This is a genomic window from Aliiglaciecola litoralis (genome assembly GCF_039523355.1).
GTDB lineage: Bacteria > Pseudomonadota > Gammaproteobacteria > Enterobacterales > Alteromonadaceae > Aliiglaciecola > Aliiglaciecola litoralis.
In genome coordinates, this window is sequence record NZ_BAAAFD010000007.1 from 43,879 (window position 1) to 63,146 (window position 19,268).

The 19,268-nt window shown below is 44.0% G+C and carries 17 protein-coding genes; 6 read left to right on the forward strand and 11 right to left on the reverse strand.

The window, feature by feature from the left end; all coding sequences use genetic code 11:
• Nucleotides 1-19 precede the first annotated feature (19 nt).
• The 9 genes from ABD036_RS12435 to pspA form a co-directional block, all read right to left on the reverse strand.
• On the reverse strand, nucleotides 20-1,162 hold the full coding sequence (locus ABD036_RS12435; protein ID WP_343860384.1) for a homogentisate 1,2-dioxygenase: 1,143 nt from the start codon (nucleotides 1,160-1,162) through the stop codon (nucleotides 20-22).
• A complete protein-coding gene (gene hppD, locus ABD036_RS12440) occupies nucleotides 1,155-2,252 on the reverse strand; it encodes a 4-hydroxyphenylpyruvate dioxygenase (RefSeq protein ID WP_343860386.1) in 1,098 nt (365 codons plus the stop codon). Before hppD ends, ABD036_RS12435 begins: the two co-directional genes overlap by 8 nt.
• Nucleotides 2,253-2,459: 207 nt before the next feature.
• A complete protein-coding gene (gene tyrR, locus ABD036_RS12445) occupies nucleotides 2,460-4,016 on the reverse strand; it encodes a transcriptional regulator TyrR (protein ID WP_343860388.1) in 1,557 nt (518 codons plus the stop codon).
• Nucleotides 4,017-4,280: 264 nt separating this feature from the next.
• Entirely contained in the window at nucleotides 4,281-5,081 is an 801-nt protein-coding gene (gene phhA, locus ABD036_RS12450) for a phenylalanine 4-monooxygenase (protein ID WP_343860390.1), read from the reverse strand.
• 150 nt (nucleotides 5,082-5,231) lie between these two features.
• Nucleotides 5,232-6,293: a YcjF family protein gene (locus ABD036_RS12455; protein WP_343860392.1), complete on the reverse strand. Its 1,062-nt coding sequence runs from the start codon at nucleotides 6,291-6,293 to the stop codon at nucleotides 5,232-5,234.
• 2 nt (nucleotides 6,294-6,295) lie between these two features.
• The gene (locus ABD036_RS12460; RefSeq protein ID WP_343860394.1) at nucleotides 6,296-7,726 is read right to left on the reverse strand and encodes a YcjX family GTP-binding protein; all 1,431 of its coding nucleotides are present in this window, start codon (nucleotides 7,724-7,726) and stop codon (nucleotides 6,296-6,298) included.
• A 108-nt stretch (nucleotides 7,727-7,834) separates the two neighbouring features.
• Nucleotides 7,835-8,287 (reverse strand): envelope stress response membrane protein PspC, encoded by a 453-nt coding sequence (gene pspC, locus ABD036_RS12465; RefSeq protein ID WP_343860396.1) that lies wholly within the window; start codon nucleotides 8,285-8,287, stop codon nucleotides 7,835-7,837.
• Nucleotides 8,284-8,523: an envelope stress response membrane protein PspB gene (gene pspB / locus ABD036_RS12470; RefSeq protein WP_343860398.1), complete on the reverse strand. Its 240-nt coding sequence runs from the start codon at nucleotides 8,521-8,523 to the stop codon at nucleotides 8,284-8,286. Before pspB ends, pspC begins: the two co-directional genes overlap by 4 nt.
• A 28-nt stretch (nucleotides 8,524-8,551) precedes the next feature.
• A complete protein-coding gene (pspA, locus tag ABD036_RS12475) occupies nucleotides 8,552-9,238 on the reverse strand; it encodes a phage shock protein PspA (RefSeq protein ID WP_343860685.1) in 687 nt (228 codons plus the stop codon).
• Nucleotides 9,239-9,553: 315 nt separating this feature from the next.
• Here pspA and pspF point away from each other — a divergent pair, with 315 nt between their 5' ends.
• Genes pspF through ABD036_RS12505 form a run of 6 tightly spaced genes read left to right on the forward strand, consistent with a single transcriptional unit; the run spans nucleotide 9,554 to nucleotide 15,978 of the window.
• On the forward strand, nucleotides 9,554-10,657 hold the full coding sequence (gene pspF, locus ABD036_RS12480) for a phage shock protein operon transcriptional activator (RefSeq protein ID WP_343860400.1): 1,104 nt from the start codon (nucleotides 9,554-9,556) through the stop codon (nucleotides 10,655-10,657).
• Nucleotide 10,658: 1 nt separating this feature from the next.
• Nucleotides 10,659-12,290: an ABC transporter substrate-binding protein gene (locus ABD036_RS12485; protein WP_343860402.1), complete on the forward strand. Its 1,632-nt coding sequence runs from the start codon at nucleotides 10,659-10,661 to the stop codon at nucleotides 12,288-12,290.
• Complete coding sequence (locus ABD036_RS12490; protein WP_343860404.1) at nucleotides 12,290-13,321, forward strand: ABC transporter permease; 1,032 nt, start codon at nucleotides 12,290-12,292, stop codon at nucleotides 13,319-13,321. Before ABD036_RS12485 ends, ABD036_RS12490 begins: the two co-directional genes overlap by 1 nt.
• Nucleotides 13,308-14,201 (forward strand): ABC transporter permease subunit, encoded by an 894-nt coding sequence (locus ABD036_RS12495; protein ID WP_343860406.1) that lies wholly within the window; start codon nucleotides 13,308-13,310, stop codon nucleotides 14,199-14,201. Before ABD036_RS12490 ends, ABD036_RS12495 begins: the two co-directional genes overlap by 14 nt.
• Nucleotides 14,201-15,196: an oligopeptide/dipeptide ABC transporter ATP-binding protein gene (locus ABD036_RS12500; protein WP_343860408.1), complete on the forward strand. Its 996-nt coding sequence runs from the start codon at nucleotides 14,201-14,203 to the stop codon at nucleotides 15,194-15,196. Before ABD036_RS12495 ends, ABD036_RS12500 begins: the two co-directional genes overlap by 1 nt.
• Nucleotides 15,193-15,978, forward strand: coding sequence for an ATP-binding cassette domain-containing protein (locus tag ABD036_RS12505; RefSeq protein ID WP_343860410.1), 786 nt, complete (start codon nucleotides 15,193-15,195; stop codon nucleotides 15,976-15,978). Before ABD036_RS12500 ends, ABD036_RS12505 begins: the two co-directional genes overlap by 4 nt.
• A 136-nt stretch (nucleotides 15,979-16,114) precedes the next feature.
• Here ABD036_RS12505 and ABD036_RS12510 read toward each other — a convergent pair whose 3' ends face one another.
• Together ABD036_RS12510 and ABD036_RS12515 are read right to left on the reverse strand one after the other, a co-directional pair.
• Nucleotides 16,115-16,516, reverse strand: a complete 402-nt coding sequence (locus tag ABD036_RS12510; protein ID WP_343860411.1) for a hypothetical protein — start codon at nucleotides 16,514-16,516, stop codon at nucleotides 16,115-16,117.
• Nucleotides 16,517-16,731: 215 nt separating this feature from the next.
• Nucleotides 16,732-18,957: a prolyl oligopeptidase family serine peptidase gene (locus ABD036_RS12515; protein WP_343860412.1), complete on the reverse strand. Its 2,226-nt coding sequence runs from the start codon at nucleotides 18,955-18,957 to the stop codon at nucleotides 16,732-16,734.
• Nucleotides 18,958-19,268: the final 311 nt, after the last annotated feature.

Genomic DNA, 19,268 nt, shown 5'->3' on the forward strand with positions numbered 1-19,268 from the left:
GCAAGTGAGCCAATGTCTATTATTTCATTTTCCAACTATTCACATAGTCGGGGTTTTCGACAGACTTTGCCGCCTCTCCAAGGTTCAGAGCATCACGAGTATCCAGCATTACTGCAACTTCATCAGTAAAGGTTTTCTTGTGCGCTCTACCTGCTGCAAAGGCTTTTGGATGAGGTCCATGGGTAAAGCCTGCAGGATGGAAGGTGACCATGCCTTTTTCGATATTGTCGCGACTGAAAAAGTCACCTTCATGATAAAAAAGCACCTCATCGTAATCATCATTATTATGATAAAAAGGCACTTTCAATGCACCAGGATCGCTTTCAATTGGTCTTGGCACGAAGGTACACACTACAAATCGGCTTGCCACAAAAGTAGTGTGGGCCGACGGCGGCAAGTGATATCGATGACTCATCAAGGGTCTAATATCGCGCCAATTTATCCGCACGACACTCAGATCACCGTGCCAGCCAATCGCATCCAATGGATTGAACGGAAAGGTCACCACCGACACTTCGCCTTGGCGTTTTATCTCAACTTGCCAACTGTCCTCAGAGTATTGCGCAGCAAACTCGTCATTAATAGTGGGTGTGTCGAGCATCGCTGGGTCAAAGATAGCATGCGGACCGACTAAGCCTTTTTCAGGCAACTGATAGCTGTCATTAGTTGCTTCAATCATCAGTATTTGCATCTCTTCGAGCGGTTCAATACGCCAAAGAGTGGAACGAGGAATGACAATATAATCGCCTTGCTTTATGTCCATGTGTCCATAATCGCAAAATAATTTGCCGCTTCCTTGATGAATAAACAACAACTCATCACCGTCTGCATTACGCGCGAGCTTTTGCATCGCCGTTTTACAATGCCACATTCTGAATCGACAGTGGGCGTTGAACAGAATATCGGGGGCTCCCCAAGGCGAGTTTCCATCAATGGTCACTCCCTTAGCCGGTAATAAGTTTAAATCTAGGGCTCGGGGCCGCAATGGCCCTTGCCAATCAACCCAGCCCGTAGGGGCATGAGTATGATGTAAATGTGATGCTGGACCAAAAAATCCACTGCGTCCAATCTCCCGCTCATAAATCGCCTTCTCCGGAAAGTCGGCATGAGCCTGCCGAGAAGATACGCCTTCTTGACGAGGAAATTGGATCCATTTACGCATCAGATTTTTCTCCACCTTCACTGATCACACCGCGACGGATTTGATCTTGTTCGATCGACTCGAATAAGGCTTTAAAGTTACCTTCACCAAATCCTTCATTACCTTTACGCTGAATAATTTCAAAGAATACAGGACCGATAACGGTATCAGTAAAGATTTGCAACAAGATGCCATCTTTCATTGGTGCACCATCGACTAAGATACGAAGCTCTTTCATTAAGGCTAAGTCTTCGCCATGACCCTCAACTCGAGTATCAACATTTTCGTAGTAGGTGTCAGGCGTATCCATGAATTTCAAGCCGCGGGCTTTAAGGGTGCGAACGGTTTCGTAAATGTTGTCAGTAGACATAGCAATGTGCTGAATACCTTCACCGTTATACTCACGAATAAACTCTTCAATCTGCGATTTGTCATCAGAAGATTCATTAATTGGAATACGAATTTTGCCACACGGAGACGTCATCGCTTTACTGACCAAGCCAGTTAACTTGCCTTCGATATCAAAATAACGGATCTCTCTGAAGTTACCAATACGCTCATAAAAATCTGCCCATACTGCCATGTTGCCGCGCTTCACGTTGTGGGTCAGGTGGTCTAAAGTATCTAGTCCAGCGCCTGCTTCTGCCATCTTCTGTTGCCAGTCAGGATAGAATTTGAAGTCAACTTCATAGATAGACTCGTCACCGTAGCGATCAACAAAGTACAAAGTACTCTCGCCAATGCCGTAGATTGCAGGAATGTTTAATTCCATTGCACCTAAATTACCGACAAATTGCTTAGCACCGTTACTGACTGCATGTTGCAGCGCTTTACCGGCGTCTTTCACTCTAAAGGCCATACCGCACACACTAGGTCCACGTAATCTGGCAAATTCTTCCGCCTGTGAAGCAGGCTCAGCGTTGACGATGAAATTTACATCACCCTGTTTAAATAGCCAAACGCGCTTAGAACGATGTTGTGCAACTTCGGCAAATCCCAAGGATAAAAATAGGTCTTTAAGATCCTGAATGCCTTTGTCATCCGCAGCGGTATATTCAACGAATTCAAATCCATCACATTGCAATGGGTTGTAGTTAATGTCGATAGTCATAATAGATACTCTCAGCGTTTATTATAATGAATAGCACTAATAGACAATAAAATGAGGAAGAAGAGAAGTGTATGCAAATCAATTACATTAGTTTGTTTGACTGAGGATGTGTATTAACTTGTGTACACTTGGTAAATGTCACGAAAAAGCCGCTAGAATGCGGCTTTTCCCTGTCAACATTTGTTAACAGCAGACTTCAAACTGTAATTAAATTTTTACAGTCTTTTTATTAATCCCATACTCGCGCAATTTGTTGGCGATAGCAGTGTGACTCAAGCCCAATTTTTTAGCCAGTTGGCGAGTACTGGGGTAAAAAGGATACAGGCGACGCAATAAGCTTTTTTCATAACGCTTTACTTCGTCTTCCAAGGTGCCTTCAAACTCTTCAGCAACAAAACTCACATTCTCGGCGCTGGAGGGCAATTGAATATGCTCTTTGCCCATTTCATTGCCCTCAAGCAATGATAATGCGCGATATAGCGCGTTTTCCAATTGCCTTACATTGCCCGGCCACGAATAGCTTTGCAGATAATCGACACAGGATTTACTCAACTTAGGGGCTCTACGACCCAATTTCATACTCTGCTGTTTAAGGAATCGCTCAGCCAATGGGATCACATCAGATTTACGTTCGCGTAGCGGCGGCACAATCAATACCAACACATTCAAACGGTAATACAAATCTTCTCTAAAACTGCCCTCTTCTACCAGCTTGGTCAAATCTTTTTGAGTAGTACAGACGATTCTCACGTCAACACTGACCTCGTTGGAGTCCCCTACTCTGCGAAAAGTGCCATTTTGTAACACACGCAGTAACTTAGATTGCAGCTGCGCTGACATGTCGCCAACTTCATCTAGAAACAAGGTCCCGCCTTTGGCTTGCTCTAAGATCCCGGCTTTTCCTTCGCTTTGACCAAACTCACCGGGGGCATAACCAAATAATTCGGTTTCTGCCACACTGTCTGGTAAAGAGGCGCAGTTCAATGCCAAAAATTGGCCACTGGCACGGCGACTCGCTTCATGACAGGCACGAGCTAACATTTCTTTACCTGTGCCGGTTTCGCCCATTATCACGATGGGGCCATCAAGCTCCGCCATGCGGCTGGCTTCACGGACCACTTTTTTCATCGCGTTGCTGTTGGCCTGCACCGCCGCAAAACTGTCATTACTGACTTGATGGAATACGGTGAGTTGCTGACCTAATCTGAATTCAGACTTCAGCATTAATAAGGCACCCGCTAGAATTGACTCACCTTCGGCATCAGGGATCATGACTGGTAATATGTCTGCGATGAAGTCTTGCTCTAAGAAATTTACTTTTTGGCTTTGGGCGCTAATGGTTTTGCCATCTAGCCATTTGTTAAAATTAAAGCCCCGCACCAAGTCGCCAATTTCTTGGCCAAGTATCGCATCAGAAGGCTCTTCAAGACTTGCCGTCACGGCTTCATTAACAAGTAAAACCCGACCTTTAGTATCCACTGAAAAAATCGGATCGGGCAGTGTTTGAAGCAATGCTCGTAGTTGATTTTTCTCTCGTTCAATCGGCATAAAGGGCGTTGTTTTGACATCATCAATGCCTTCGATTCGACGAATTTCAGGCATAAGATGCTGAAAGTCTTGAAACTCAATATTAGGAAAATTAAGAAATATTTTACCTGCGATATCGATCTCAATGCCGCGCAGATCGATTTCGTAATTTACCAGTATGTCTAACACGTCCTGAGCTATCCCAAGACGGTCCTGACAGATTATCTCCAACCGCATTAATTAGAAATCCAAAAATTAAGGTGTAAAGATATTATTACAATTCGTAGGTGCTGTCTGCAACTTTGGTGAGATAAAATGCCATTTTGTACGGTGAAACTGTGGTAATTGATTAAAGGACGAACAACCTGCTCAAAGGAAACCGAAAATAATGCAGAAATTCGCGCTAAATCGACCTCAAAGGATCGGCCGATTCAGCGGGGGGATAAATAACGAATACGTAGATTAAACTTCGATTGATTTTAACAACATCAATCAGACAGCTTAACTGGCGATTTTATCTTTGGGTGGAAACTTTGGTGCGTGTAAGCCAAGCTTTTTCGCCGTTTCAACCATTGCCATAATATCCATTTCAGCCAATTCAAATAACTGCTCAAAACCATTAAGAGTGAAATACACTGGCTGCATAATATCGATACGATAGGGAGTGCGCAGAGCTTCTAACGGATCCATTGTGTAACGCTCAGGCTCATGACTTTCTAATGCATAAATCGTTTCACCTGGTGAAGACAAGATCCCACCACCATAGATCCGCAACCCATCGGCCGTATTAAGTAAGCCAAACTCGACAGTAAACCAATACAATCTGGCTAGAAATGCTCTGTCTTGTTTGTTGGCCGCCAAACCTAACTTACCGTAAGTGTGCGTAAAGTGTGCAAACGCGGGGTTGGTCAGTAACGGACAATGGCCAAAAATTTCATGGAAGATATCTGGCTCTTGTAGGTAATCAAAGTCTTCTCGACTACGAATAAAAGTTGCAACAGGAAACTTCTTGTTGGCTAACAGGTTAAAGAAAGCATCAAAGTTGATCAGTGACGGGACTTGTTCTACTTGCCATCCGGTCGCTTCTTTTAAAACCGCATTTACTTCAGCTAATTGCGGTACACGATCTAACGGCAAATCGAGTAAATCAAGTCCATGCATGAACTCATCGCAGGCACGGTCTTTGATGATCTCCAATTGGCGTTCAACGAGATCTTTCCAGATTTTATTTTCTTCTGCTGACCAGGCGACATTACCCTGTTCATCAGCGGGATGAGATACGTACTTCGTCGCTTTCGACATATCGGTTTTCCTAACACTGGTAACTGCAATTTATGCTGCTGAGTCTACTGATTTGTTATCAAAGAAAAAGATTTGGGGCCATATCAGAAATCAAAAATTTCGTAACTATTAATTTACATGACGGCTTTAAAGTCACTTAAATACAGACGGTTACTGCCTTAATTTATTGAGATCAGATAGCAACTGTTGTGCTAGTTTAGAGATACCTGGAGGCTGTTGCGCTAACCAAGGTAACGGTCGGCAGGCGTGCATTGCTTTTATGCCTATGCGGGATGTCAGTACGCCTGCGCCTAAACCTTGCGCCACTCGACTTGACAGTTTACCGGTTATTCCTGCCCCCAGAGCATAATTTCCCGCATCACTTAAGATTTCGGCTGCGCCAGCAACCAGCATGGTTTTAAAGACGCTTTTAATCAGGTGGATACGCCCCCAATAGGTCAGTTGAATGCCATAACATTGGCTGATCTGTTTAAGCATCACTAGATTACGCCAAAGCACGACTCCCATGTCCAGCAATGCAAAAGGACTCACAGCTATCATAGCGGCACTGGCAGAGGCGTGGCGGGTAATGTGTTTAAGCGCGACTTTATCGGCTTCACTGACAACGTGTAAATCAAAAAGCATCAAGACTTCGTTGTCTAAATGATGTGGTTTTAACGATTTTTTCCAGCTTTCGATTGCCAGTGGATAGCTAGGTTTGAAATCCGCTTCAAGCTGTTTACAAAAGCGCTCTCCTTGTCCGATGGTGGGTGCCGAGAGTAATGCACTGGCTTGCTGCTTCAGGCGCTCATGCTTTTTCAATTTGGCTAAACCGCGCCACTCTTTGACCACTTGGCGCAGGGCTAATAAAGACACTATGGTTAATACAACCAACCAGCCAGCGGACAACCAATCTTGTTGAGACAACACAGAATCAATAAAAATTACCAACTCAGCAACCGCCAATCCGATGACAAAAACAGAGAGCCACAACCATTTACTGGTAAAATGTTTGCCCCTATAGTCTGAGCTCGGCGCTGTTTCTGCTGGGGTTACAGGTTTGGTTTCCGCTGTGCTTTCCGCTTGCCATTGTATCTCTTGACCTATCACTTCAGCGGGTCTGATATTTTGCGACCGAGTGGCACTCGACTCTTGAGCATGGGCAGAAAAGGAATCAAAAATCACCTGCTCTTTAAGCTCTTGTTGTCCACTATTTGTTTGATCCTTTGACATAGTTACTCCAGTTTGTCGCCCAACACAAATTCTAAAACATGATCTAATCGAATATGGGAAAACGCGTGTTGCGTCTGGGGTTGTGACATTGGCATAAATTGCGGAAAGGCAAAGCCTTGGTTGTCCCAAAATGCTTGATCAGGGCAAACTTTAGGAACATCGCCAGGATAGAGGGTAATAGCTTCGCCCGAAGAATTGGTCCCTTTGAGCACTTGAACATTTTCGCCATTCAAGGTGCTTAGCCCGACCTGCGATGCTTTAATCGCACTGAACGCGGTAGATTCGGTTTCCACACCTTCGTATTGGATTTGCTGACGGGCTTCATGGATCATAGATTCCAATAACATCACCAAATTGCTTTGCTGATCGGGTGTGATGTGATCTGACTTGCTAGCGGCAAACATTAATTTATCGATATTAGGCGAAAATAAACGTCGCATAATGCTGTTTTTACCATAGTGAAAACTACCCAGTAACCAGTTAATGGCTTTACGTAAATCATTGAAGCTGTGTGCGCCACGATTCAAAGCGGTTAAACAATCGACCAACACGATTTGTCGGTCAAATCGTTTAAAATGCTGCTTATAAAACGGTTTTATCACTTTTTGTTGATACTGCTCATAGCGCGACATCATTAATCCAATAACGGCGTTATCTGGCGCATGTTTATTTGCTGAATACTCTGCTAGTAGAGCAGGCGTGACGGGAAAAAATTGCAACACAGGTGCACCCGATAGCTCCCCAGGTAATACAAACCTTCCAGGCTGGATCAATTGAAAGCCGGCGGCTTTGCAGTCATGCAAAAAATCCGTAAACAACTGTGATACCGATTGCAGTTGCATCTCATCAGCTGGCTGTTGAAACTGTATTTGACTTAATCCGAGTTTGAACGGCTCGGCTAATTTGCTTTTGCTGACATCATGAAGATCTTGCCAGAATGATTCACACCACTGCTGATAGGTCATCTCCAGCAACGGCAGATCAAGTAGCCACTCGCCGGGATAGTCGGTGATATCTAAGGTCAGCGTGCTGTGTTCAGACAATAAACGGCGCAAGCCTGACTGGTTTCGATATTTGATTAACAGCCTAACTTGACTCACACCATTGGTGGACTCAGGCCACCGTGGCGGCACAGAACAAAGATGTTTAACACCATCCTCATAGGCAAATCGCGCAACTGTCATATCCGGTTGCACGTCTCGCTTCACACCAATTAAACGTTTTTGCGCGACCACCGAAAAAAACGGCAAGTCGGCATGATCTCTGGCATGTAAAAGCTGATTGATTAGCGAGGTGATAAATGCGGTTTTACCACTTTTACTTAATCCGGTGACGGCCAGCGACACATGGTGATCAGCTATCCGCTTACCAAGCACTTTGGCTTGATTTTGCAAACGCTGTAACGACGGATTCTGTGATAACGACTTCAACACCTTGTGATACCTTCTTAATGACTATTCGACATCAATGTACAAAGCGGCCCGTAGGCCGCTTCATTTTGGGCTTGCCGCCCTCCACGCTAATGGAAACTGTCAATTCAACTATAGCTTATTTATTTCTCGATTAAGTTGAAACTCGGACGATGTAACATAGGTTTCTACTTTTCTTAATCTTGCTTCAATACGAACAAACTTTTGTTTGATATCGTAAAACGCTTGCTTGGGAGGCTCTCCTGCCTGCCAAACCTTAGATTTGACTTCAACCTTTTTATCATCCTCGTCAATGTCATTTTGCCAGCCTTTAACCCGACTCTTATTTGAGAAATTGGCATGGCGGTTAGGTGCAAACCCATGGTCGGGTTGCTTTTTATCGAGTATGAACCACGCAGCTATATAAAATACAGGTACGAAGGGTCCTGCCAATAACAAGGTTGCCGCAACGGTCGCAATGCGCACTAGCCAGGTTTCAATGCCAAAGTACTCAGCGATGCCTGCACACACACCGGCAATCTTACCTTCATGAGTGTTGCGCCTTAACTGCTTATCCGAGGTCATACTTTATTCCTCCAATCTGGTGTCTCCGCATCCAGAATGGCTTCCAATGTCTGAATACGGTCAGCCATCATCTCAGCTTTATTCGATAACTCTTGCAAAGACAAGTACTCTTCTTCGGATAATCCCTGACTTACCTGCTTTTTACTGCGATAGTGAAGGATCAGCCATATTGGAGCAACTATCGTCATAAAGAGGATAATAGGGATACCCACTGTAAATTCTAATATATCTTGCACAGTCTTACTCCTTTACTGTCTGTCTATTCTATTTATTCGCTTTGGCGCTTTTAGCTGATTTGGTTTGCACTTTTTTCTTCAGTGCCGCCAGTTCGTCATCAATCTTTTCATCTGACTCCAGCTCTGCAAACTCATCTGCTAAAGTTTTCTTACCTAAATCATAAGCGTCAACCTGAGACTCTAAGTCATCAATTTTACGCTCATATTGTTCAAACCGTCCCATTGCCGAATCGACTTTAGTGCTATCGAGTGTGCGTTTCACTTCCAAACGAGAGCTCACCGTTTTCTGGCGCATGATAATGGTTTTCTGACGGGCTTTTGCATCAGCTAACTTATCTTGTAACTGACCGACTTCACCTTGCAATTTACCAATTTGCTCGTCAATGATAGCAAGCTCTTTGCTCAAAACCTCTTTATGTTCGGCACATTTTTTCTTTTCTTGCAGTGCTGCACGAGCGAGATCTTCGCGATCTTTGCTCAATGCTAATTCCGCTTTTGCCTGCCAATCTTGAGCTTCATTTTCAAGCTTACCAATTTGCGACACTATGTCTTTTTTGTTGGCCAACGTTTTCGCGGACGCTGAACGCACCTCAACTAAGGTGTCTTCCATCTCTTGGATGATAAGACGCACCATTTTTTCTGGATCCTCTGCTTTATCTAGCAAAGAATTAATATTCGAGTTAACTATGTCTGTAAAACGCGAGAAGATACCCATAATGTTTTCCTCTACTTCTATTGGCGAATTGAATAAATGCATACACATTTGCTAATGATAGATATTCAATAAATGGGCCAATTTCCAAAAATCGCATAAACTCATGATTTTAAATAAAAATAATATAAATGCCTTAACTTTCCTAATTAAGCGTATTATGATTATCAACCACATATTAGCGGATTAGACCACTTTTTAGATTGAAACTAAGCATGTTGAGCAAGCAACCGAGACCTTATTCGCGCTTGTAAGCCAATTGGAATTATTTTAATCAGTGACTGATCATACACCCGTTTAATCAAAGGACAGTTACGTATGAGCCGTTTTCGCCAGCAAGATAATCTGTTGGGTCAGTCTAATAGTTTTCTGGAGGTGTTGGAGCAGATATCTCAAATTGCGCCGCTAAATAAACCCGTGTTAATCATTGGGGAACGCGGCACAGGTAAAGAACTGGTTGCCGCGCGATTACATTATCTGTCTAAGCGTTGGGAACAAAACTACCTTAAGTTAAACTGCGCGGCGTTGAATGAAAGCTTGCTAGAAAGCGAACTTTTTGGATATGAGGCGGGTGCTTTTACCGGTGCGCAGAAGCGCCGAGAAGGACGTTTTGAAGTCGCGCACAACGGCACCTTGTTCTTGGATGAATTGGCTAATACCTCAGGGCTTATTCAAGAAAAGTTACTAAGAGTGATCGAATACGGTGAATTTGAACGTGTCGGTGGTTCACGCTCAGTGAAAGTCGACGTGCGTTTAGTTGCCGCGACCAACGAAGACCTCCCATCCCTTGCTGCATCAGGTGAATTTCGCCCCGATTTATTAGACCGACTGGCGTTTGATGTTATTACCCTTCCTCCTCTAAGAGAACGACAAGAAGACATCATGATGCTGGCAGAACACTTCGCAATCAATATGGCCCGAGAGTTGGAAATGGAGCTGTTTAGCGGATTTACTGAAAAAGCTAAACGCACCTTGCTGGACTATGATTGGCCTGGCAACATCCGTGAACTCAAAAATGTGGTGGAAAGAGCAGTGTATAGATCCAACAATCCACACTTACCAGTTCATCACATTGTGCTTGATCCATTTGAGTCAGTATTTCGCCCTAAAGGTAGGATCAAAACCCAAGACAGGATCACCACGGTAGTGCCAACCGCTGTCACTGATGCAGAACCCATGAATGAATCTAAGGATACACAAAGTGCTAGCGTTATAGTCACTGCACCTCAACATCAATTTCCGGTCGATCTAAAAACCCTATCTCAGGAATTTGAAATTGATCTGATCACGCAAGCGCTGGCTGACAGTCAATATAATCAGAAAAAGACAGCTGAAAAACTCTCTTTGACCTATCATCAATTAAGAGGATACTTAAAAAAATACAATCTGTTAGACGGTGCATCTGAGGATGTGGACAATTAAGATGAATAACGCGATGCGTGAACGGTACTCACTTGCGCAAGTTTGCTGGTTGATTTCGCTATCACTCTATCTCAGTGGATGCAGTGATATAGGCGAAGACGTGGTACCCAAAGAAGGGGTTATTTATTGCTCTGAAGGCAACCCGTTGACCTTTAATCCTCAGTTAGATACTTCGGGCACCACATCGGATGCCTCAGCCCACCAAATATATGACCGACTGATAAATTTTGATCCGCTGTCGGGTTTAATAGTGCCTGGATTAGCCAGTAGTTGGTTAGTCAGTGACGACGGTTTGACCTATACATTTCAATTGCGCAGAGGGGTTAGATTTCACGATACGCCTTATTTTACCCCGACCCGCACCTTCAATGCAGATGATGTATTGTTTAGCATTAATCGCTGGCGACTGCCCGAGCATCCGTTTCACAATGTCTCAGGTGGTGAATACCCTTATTTCTCAAGCCTAGGGTTAAGAGACGTCATCGTCGATGTAAAACGCATTAATGGTTATCGAATTGAGTTAATACTCAAACAACCCGACAGCTCGTTTTTGGCCAATCTAGCAACCGATTTTGCGGTGCTGTTATCCGCTGAATACGCCCAATCGTTAGGTCCTGAAGAAAAAGAAAAACTAGATCGTTATCCGATCGGAACCGGACCATTTAAATTTCATAAATACCGTAAAGACAGATTCATTCGTTACGCCAAGCACAACGACTACTGGCAACATGATTTGGCGCCTGAAAAATTAATCTACGATATCACGCCCTCTAGCTCACAACGATTGGCTAAATTAATGACCGGTGAATGTGATGCAATCGCCTTTCCCGCTCACAGTGAACTGGACACCATTCGTGAAAGAGCCGATTTACGCTTAGACGAAAAACCGGGACTCAACGTAGGTTTCTGGGCATTCAATACCTCCAAGCCACCGTTCAATAATCCCAAAGTAAGACGTGCATTGGCCATGGCAATTGATAAAAACACGCTGATTGAGGCGGTGTATTTTGGCAGCGCGGTCAACGCCAGAGGATTGCTGCCTGAATCATCTTGGGCCTATCAAGCCGATTTAAATGACATCAATTATAATCCAGTCTTAGCCCGACAACTGCTTAACGAAAGTGGCATAAAAGAAGGCTTTACCATGAACATATGGGCGATGCCGGTGCAGCGAGCCTATAATCCTGATGCTCGGAAAATGGCAGAGTTAATGCAGAATTATTTAAGCCAAGTGGGGATCACTGTCAATATAGTAAGCTACGAATGGACTGCGTTCCGGGAACGCCTAAAGCAGGGCCTGCACGACTCAGTATTGATTGGTTGGTCTGCCGATAATGGTGATCCAGATAATTTTTATAGGCCATTATTGACGTGTTCGGCCATTGACTCTGGCACTAATCGCGCCATGTGGTGCTCTGAACAATATGATAGTTTCATTGACCAAGCGTTAAAGTACACTGAGACCTCGCAACGAAACCAGTATTATCGAATGGCCAATCAATTAATTGCAGAGCAAGTCCCCTTAGTTCCTATTGCGCATGCTTATCGGTATCGCGCACATCGAAAAGAATTGCAGGGATTGATAATCAATCCGTTTGGCGCAATCCGCTTTGGGGATGTACAGAAGCAATGATGTTAGCTCATGTAATTCGCAAACTTAATTTACTAATATTAACGACGCTGGTGCTTAGCGTGCTGTCGTTCTCACTGGTTTATTTGTTTCCTGGTGATCCCTTGGTCAACCTCACAGGATTAAAAAGCATTTCTCAGCAAGAATATGCTGAAGTGGCGGCTATGCACGGCTTCGATAAATCATATTTACATCAGTATTGGTACTATTTGAAAGGCTTGCTAGTTGGCGATTGGGGGCAAGGATTCAGTTCCGAGATCCCGTTATGGGATGAAATATCTCAGACCATGCCGGCCAGTATAGAACTCAGTGCTTATGCGTTATTTTTGTCTGTTTTGATAGGTGTCCCACTGGGGTTTGTGGCGGGATTTCAGCATAACAAACCAACTGATTATGGCTTATTAACCGCCAGCGTAATTGGCTATTCAATGCCGATTTTCTGGTTATCACTGATTTTAATACTGGTCTTTTCATTGCAACTTGGTTGGCTACCGCTTTCCGGTAGGATCAGTTTGTTATTTGAGATCCCTCATAAAACGGGCTTTGTGTTCGTCGATATATTCCTTAGTGATTTAGATTATAAAAGTGCAGCCGCAAAAAGTGCATTTCAACACTTGATCATGCCAACGGCCTCTTTGACGATCGTCACCGCGTCTATTGTTTTTAGGCTGACACGTCGCTCACTTATCGACGTCATGTCGAGCAACTATATTCAAGCTGCTTATACCCGTGGTTTGAGTGACTTTCAGGTAGTCATGCGTCATGGTGTTCGCAATGCATTGCTGCCAATTATTCCGTTGTTTGGCATGCAGTTTGCGGTGTTATTGACCAATGCGATGATTGTTGAAGTGATATTTTCTTGGCCCGGAATTGGCAACTGGTTGATCCAAGCCATTTATCAACGAGATTATCCGGCAATCCGAGCTGGCGTGCTGGCGGTATCCATGTTGGTGATCATATTAACAGTGGCTACCGAACTTTTGGCTAAATTGATTAACCCTACACAGAGGGGAAATGCCTATGCCGAATCTTAATATTTATCAAGAAGAGTTCCACCCTTCCCCACTGGTACAAACGTGGTTCGAGTTTAGGAAAAGTCACATCGCGGTATTGGGCATGTGGCTACTGGCATTTTTTGTGGCAATGGTCATTGTCGGGCCAATTATTGCGCCTTTTGACCCCTTGTTACAAAACCCAAATGCGTTTTTGGTAAAACCCGCGTGGGATGTCAGTGGCTCTATTCGTCACCTGTTTGGCACCGATAGTCTTGGTAGAGATTTACTCTCTCGTTTGATCTATGGATGCAGGATCACCCTGGGTATCAGTTTTTTGTTGGTGTTGTTATCCATGTTGGTGGGCGTGACTTTAGGGGCGATAGCGGGTATGACACATGGCGTACGAGCCAGTGTATTGAATCACTTGCTAGATTCCATTATGGCAGTACCCACACTGCTAATTGCCATCGTGATTGTTGGCATATTAGGGATTGGGTTGGTTAATACAATGTGGGCCATTAGCCTAGCGTTAATCCCACAATTTGTGCACAACACGCGAGAAGTGGTGCGTGCCGAAATGCAAAAAGAATATGTACTGGCATCGAAGCTTGATGGGGCAAAGAATTTTCATTTGTTCTTTTATTGTATCCTACCCAATATGTACGAAATGTTAGTGGTACAAGGCACCATGGCATTGTCGATCGCTATCTTAGATATTAGCGCCTTGGGCTTCATTGGTTTAGGCGCACAACCGCCCTCTCCGGAGTTAGGCGTGATGCTTTCTGAAGGCTTGAAAGAAGCCTATAAATCGCCTTGGCTCATCGCCTTACCGGGTAGTGCGATTTTTCTGATGGTACTCTCAGTCAATGTGGTGGGTGACGGGCTGCGCTCTGCTCTGAGAAATAGGCTAAGTAGCTAATGGCATTACTGGACATCAAAAATTTAACTCTCGAAATCGAGGGCTCCCATGGTTGGATGAAAGCGCTCGATAAGATCAGCATGCGTGTCGAAGAAGGTGAAATACGTGCTTTAGTTGGTGAGTCGGGCTCAGGGAAAAGCCTAATAGTGCGCTCGATAGTAGGCGCTATTCCAGATAACTTCAGGATCACGGCGGACCGCATGACATGGAAAGGCAAAGATTTGCTGACCATGAGCGAGCTTGACCGTCGCAAGGTAATGCGTTCAGAAATCGCGGTAATATTCCAAAATCCATTGCTGTCTCTAGACCCTTCCTCGACCCTAGGCGAACAGCTTATGGAAAGCATTCCCGGTCAAATAGTTGAGGGCAAGTGGTTTTGGCAAAGACTAAAAAACCGTCGTCAAATGGCGATAAAATTACTCCATAAGGTGGGCATAAAAGACCATAAAAAATACCTCAAAGCCTATCCGCATCAAATCGCCGATGATATTGGCCAGAAATTTTTGATTGCCTGTGCACTTGTGTCCTCTCCGCAACTGTTAATCGCTGATGACCCTACCCGTGGCATGGAGATTACGACTAAGATACAAATTTTGAAGTTGCTGTCGCGTTTGAACAAAACCCGCAATTTGACCATTTTGTTTGTCAGTCACGACCTTATGGCCATTTCCAGCATGGCCAATAGAATGACGGTATTGTATTGTGGGCAAACTGTCGAAGACGGCAGGATGGAACAAATACGTAAGCGTCCTTTGCATCCCTACACTAAGGCGTTACTTGACAGCGCACCGAGCTTTAGAAAGGATTTGCCACCTAGATCACCGTTGGCGACCTTAGATGGGACTATCCCCACACTACAGCACTTACCCATTGGTTGTCGTTTAGGACCTCGATGTCCGCGAGCACAAAAAGAATGTGTTAGAACACCCGAGCTTAGGCACGTTCAAGATCATTTTTATAGTTGTCACTTTCCGCTAATAAGGGAAAAAGAATGACTGCATTACTTAGTGTAGACAAAGTCGGCTTTGTGCAACGAGGTAACCTCAAAGGCATAAAACGCGCGAATAGTTTTGAACTCAGTCCAATCAGTTTTGAATTAAACTCCGGAGAAACGCTGGCAATAGTGGGTGAAAACGGCTCTGGGAAATCCTTGCTCGGTAAACTACTGGTTGGCGCTGAAAAACCCACCAGCGGCAATATATACTTAAACGGACAGAAGCTCTCACCGCACAACTTGAAGCAGCGCTGTTTGAACATACGGATGATTTTTCAGCATAGTAATGAATCTCTAAATCCAGGCATTACCGTTGCTAAAATATTAGAAGAGCCGTTGATCCTTAATACCCAACTCACCTCTTCTGAACGTAAGCAAAAGATAATGAAAACCCTTAATACGGTTGGGCTGGTCAACGATCACATGTATTTTTATCGGCATATGTTGTCGGACGGTCAGCGTCAGCGTTTAGCTTTAGCAAAGGCGCTCATCCTCGATCCTCTAGTCATAGTCGCCGACGAACCTTTTGCCGCCTTAGATCCCTCAGTCAGATCGCAAACCATCAATTTGATCATGAAATTGCAAATGGAGCTAGGCTTAGGTTTTATTTTCATCTCCCATAACTTAGGTATCGTGCGACACATAAGCGACCGCGCTTTAATTTTACGTCACGGTCAATTAGTCGAAATAGGGAAAACCGAAGTTATTTTCAATTGGCCCAAGAGTGAATACACCGAAAAGCTGGTGATGTCGCACCAGTCTCTGGTATCGCCTAAGGTTTAGGACTTTATCAAGGTCAACGAGACACGCATTAATCGACTCGCGATTTGGGTTAGATGAGAGCTTATGAGTGCTAATGGCACCGCCCGTTAACTATAGCGAAGCGCAATAATAACGATCGCCACGGTGCAGGCGCATATTAGGCAAATTCAATTCTAAACAGTGCAATAAAGATAAATATTCCCAATGGAAGAGAAAGCACAGCAAACACCCAAACACGACGTAATAAGGGCGCTAATACCACGACTGCAAATTGGTGATGCCATCGCCATGGCATCATTAAGAGTAATACCGAGGTTATTATCAGTACCAAACCAAACAGATAAAATAGGCTATGAAACAACATCTCGGGGGCGGCAATAACAAAAGCAATACCGACGACTAACCGAACTATCATTTCAACAATATGTAGTCGAGCAGTACTGGCAAATTTGCTTAAAAACAGGATTGTTTTGTTAGGAAATAAAATGGCGTTAACCGCCAAACCAATCAAGGCAACAGCAAACATAAATACCGTAGATTGAGACAAAAATAGGATCATACTGCCCTTAGCCAATAACTGAGGTGAACCAAGGAATCAACTTATTCATATTAGTGTTATCAATAGTGGTACTGCCGATGTTCATAACGATTATTAAGACAGCCATATTCAGTTGTTAAATTTACAACAATCTAAACATGACTCAACTTACCAGCTTATAACTGCCCCCGGTCGCTTAATCTATTAAAACGGAATTAAACTCCTCAAAATTACGCTCAATTATTATCTAATGTGAGTTTAAAGTTAGGGTGGCCCGTTTGCCAAAATGCAAAGCTCATCCAGTCTGCTCGATTCGCCATGGTTTTACTACGTTCGTTGCCTATACCATGCCCTGTATCAAAATCGACCCAAAGCAGTATAGGGTTATCCGAGGCATTGGCGTGCATCAGCCGAGCGGCAAATTTTGCCGGTTGCCAAGCAATTACGCGTAAATCATTCATGCCCGCGGTAACAAGTGTTGCTGGGTATTGCTCGCCATCTTTAATATGGTGATACGAGTCCATTTCAACTAATCCTAAGAATTCTTGCTTATCTTTGACCGTACCAAACTCAGGGGTATTAACTGGACCATTAGGGGTTTCTTCCATTCGAATGGGATTCATAGCGCCGACTAAGGGAATAACGGCGGCAAATAGATCGGGGCGCTCGGTCATGGCTCTACCAACCAATATGCCCCCAGCACTACCGCCCATAATGGCAATCTTTTGGCTGCTAGCGTATTTGTTCTTGATCAAAAACTCAGCAGTGGCAATAAGATCCTTCCAGGTATTGGGCTTGTTGACTTTTTGCCCCGCCTTATGCCAAGCGGCGCCTAATTCGCCACCACCGCGTACATGGCTTACTGCAATAATGCCACCCTGTTTTACCCATGAGAGATAGTCTGTGCTAAAAAATGGACGCATTGAATAGCCATAAGAACCATAGCCCCAAAGTAGTGTTGCATGACTTCCATTTAACTCAATACCTTTTTGATGGATCAGTGAAACAGGCACCATGACACCGTCATGGGAAGGCACTTCGATTTCGTTGACAACAAAGTTTTCGAATTCTGAAAATGTGGCAGGTTCAGTTAGGTTTTCAGCAATGAAACCTTGGTTTTTAATATCGTATCTGAAGCGCTGATAGTCGTTTAACCAACCGTTGATTTCAATCCAAATATCGCTGCTTTGGGGGTTATGAGACTCGAGAGATAATCTACCAGCAGGAAAAGGTAGCTTGATCTCTTTCGCTTGCTTGCCGTTGTGAGCGAGAAAATGCATGCCAGCGCTAACGCCATTTTTCATAGTTGCATAATAAATACCATCCTTGTTGACCGCAAAGGAGGTAAGACTGCCTACTTTAGGCTCAGCGACAACCACGCTTGCTTTTTTGATATCGGGATTATCAATCGGCATTTTTAGGATCTGAAAATTAGGCGCATTTTTGGCCGAGAAAGCATAGATAGCGTCATCTGTTACCACTAGTTTACGAACCTCATCCTCCGGAGTCAACAGTGGTTTCCAATTGATTTTAGCCTGAGTTAGCTCGCTTGCTTCAGCAATAAAGGAGATCAGTTCTCGTTGCACACTATACGAAAAGCCGAGTAATTTAGCCGCTTGATTTTCAATTTGAACGACCGGAAATTCTTCTGGCTTGATCCCTAAATTAGGATTGTTTTTGCGTGATAAAACAACTTTGTCCTGATCATAATTGGAGTTTAATTGATGAAAGTAGGTACTCGAATCAAAGGCAGAATCTTTATCAAATTTTGGTTTATCAGGCATCCGATGGTAAACAAACCCCTTGTTGTCTTTTGTCCAAGAGACAGAGGCAAAGGATATTTTGTCGACCTGCTCAGGATAGAGTTTTTGACTGGCGACATCCATAACCAGCAATACCCCATCTTCTGAGCCGTCAGGAGATATTTGAAAGGCGACTGAAGCGCCATCACTTGAGGGTGAAACTTCACTGAAAACGTACTTTTGTTCGCTATCCGGTGCAAAGGTTGTGGGATCGAAAAGTAAACGGTCCTCGTCTTTAAAGTGCTTACGATAATATAGGCGCGATACTTCTTCTTTGGGCTGTCGCTTGGTAAAGAAATAGTAGCCATTATCAGTAATAGTTAAAGATCCATAGAACGCTGACTTATTGGATTCTAGTTTTTTCATCTCATCCAGCAATTGGTCGCGTCCGCTTATCGAATCTAAAACTTTTCGGGTGTATTGAGATTGATCCTTCATCCAGCGCTCAATTTTAGGATCGGTCATATTTTCGACTTGACGAAAGGGATCATTGATAGTCATACCGTGATAAATGTCTTTGGCTGGTTCCGGCTCTAACATTTTCGGTTGCGCGATTGGATTAGCTTGAGCAACTGCCACTGTGAAAAATAATGCAGTCATTATGGTAGAAAACGGTGTAAATGTGACGTGAGCGATCCGCACTGAAAGTTGATTCAACATCTGTATAACTCCTTTTATTTTTTATTTCCAATTCCGTTTGCCATCTAATTACAACTTAAATTTACCTTAGCGGAAACACCGAAACTGTAAGTAGTGAAAGCGTAGTCTAGATAGTTGATTTTTACAAAACCGTTTAATTTTGTTTGTATTAGGTTGATTTGACCTGTGCGGATGGATTGGGAGATCCCCGCTAACTACATGCGGGGATGACACAGTTGGTACATGCGGGGATGACACAGTTGGTAAATGCGGGGATGACACAGTTGGTACATGCGGGGATGACACAGTTGATACATGCGGGGGATGACACA

Excerpts from the sequence above, each read along its gene's own strand:
- ABD036_RS12515 (WP_343860412.1), bottom strand. The coding sequence starts at position 18,957 with ATGTTGAATCAACTTTCAGTGCGGATCGCTCACGTCACATTTACACCG.
- ABD036_RS12510 (WP_343860411.1), bottom strand. The coding sequence starts at position 16,516 with ATGATCCTATTTTTGTCTCAATCTACGGTATTTATGTTTGCTGTTGCC.
- ABD036_RS12455 (WP_343860392.1), bottom strand. The coding sequence starts at position 6,293 with ATGTCAAAGGATCAAACAAATAGTGGACAACAAGAGCTTAAAGAGCAG.
- pspC (WP_343860396.1), bottom strand. The coding sequence starts at position 8,287 with ATGACCTCGGATAAGCAGTTAAGGCGCAACACTCATGAAGGTAAGATT.
- ABD036_RS12485 (WP_343860402.1), top strand. The coding sequence starts at position 10,659 with ATGAATAACGCGATGCGTGAACGGTACTCACTTGCGCAAGTTTGCTGG.
- tyrR (WP_343860388.1), bottom strand. The coding sequence starts at position 4,016 with ATGCGGTTGGAGATAATCTGTCAGGACCGTCTTGGGATAGCTCAGGAC.
- ABD036_RS12435 (WP_343860384.1), bottom strand. The coding sequence starts at position 1,162 with ATGCGTAAATGGATCCAATTTCCTCGTCAAGAAGGCGTATCTTCTCGG.
- pspA (WP_343860685.1), bottom strand. The coding sequence starts at position 9,238 with ATGGGTATCTTCTCGCGTTTTACAGACATAGTTAACTCGAATATTAAT.
- ABD036_RS12505 (WP_343860410.1), top strand. The coding sequence starts at position 15,193 with ATGACTGCATTACTTAGTGTAGACAAAGTCGGCTTTGTGCAACGAGGT.
- ABD036_RS12495 (WP_343860406.1), top strand. The coding sequence starts at position 13,308 with ATGCCGAATCTTAATATTTATCAAGAAGAGTTCCACCCTTCCCCACTG.
- pspF (WP_343860400.1), top strand. The coding sequence starts at position 9,554 with ATGAGCCGTTTTCGCCAGCAAGATAATCTGTTGGGTCAGTCTAATAGT.
- ABD036_RS12500 (WP_343860408.1), top strand. The coding sequence starts at position 14,201 with ATGGCATTACTGGACATCAAAAATTTAACTCTCGAAATCGAGGGCTCC.
- phhA (WP_343860390.1), bottom strand. The coding sequence starts at position 5,081 with ATGTCGAAAGCGACGAAGTACGTATCTCATCCCGCTGATGAACAGGGT.
- hppD (WP_343860386.1), bottom strand. The coding sequence starts at position 2,252 with ATGACTATCGACATTAACTACAACCCATTGCAATGTGATGGATTTGAA.
- ABD036_RS12490 (WP_343860404.1), top strand. The coding sequence starts at position 12,290 with ATGTTAGCTCATGTAATTCGCAAACTTAATTTACTAATATTAACGACG.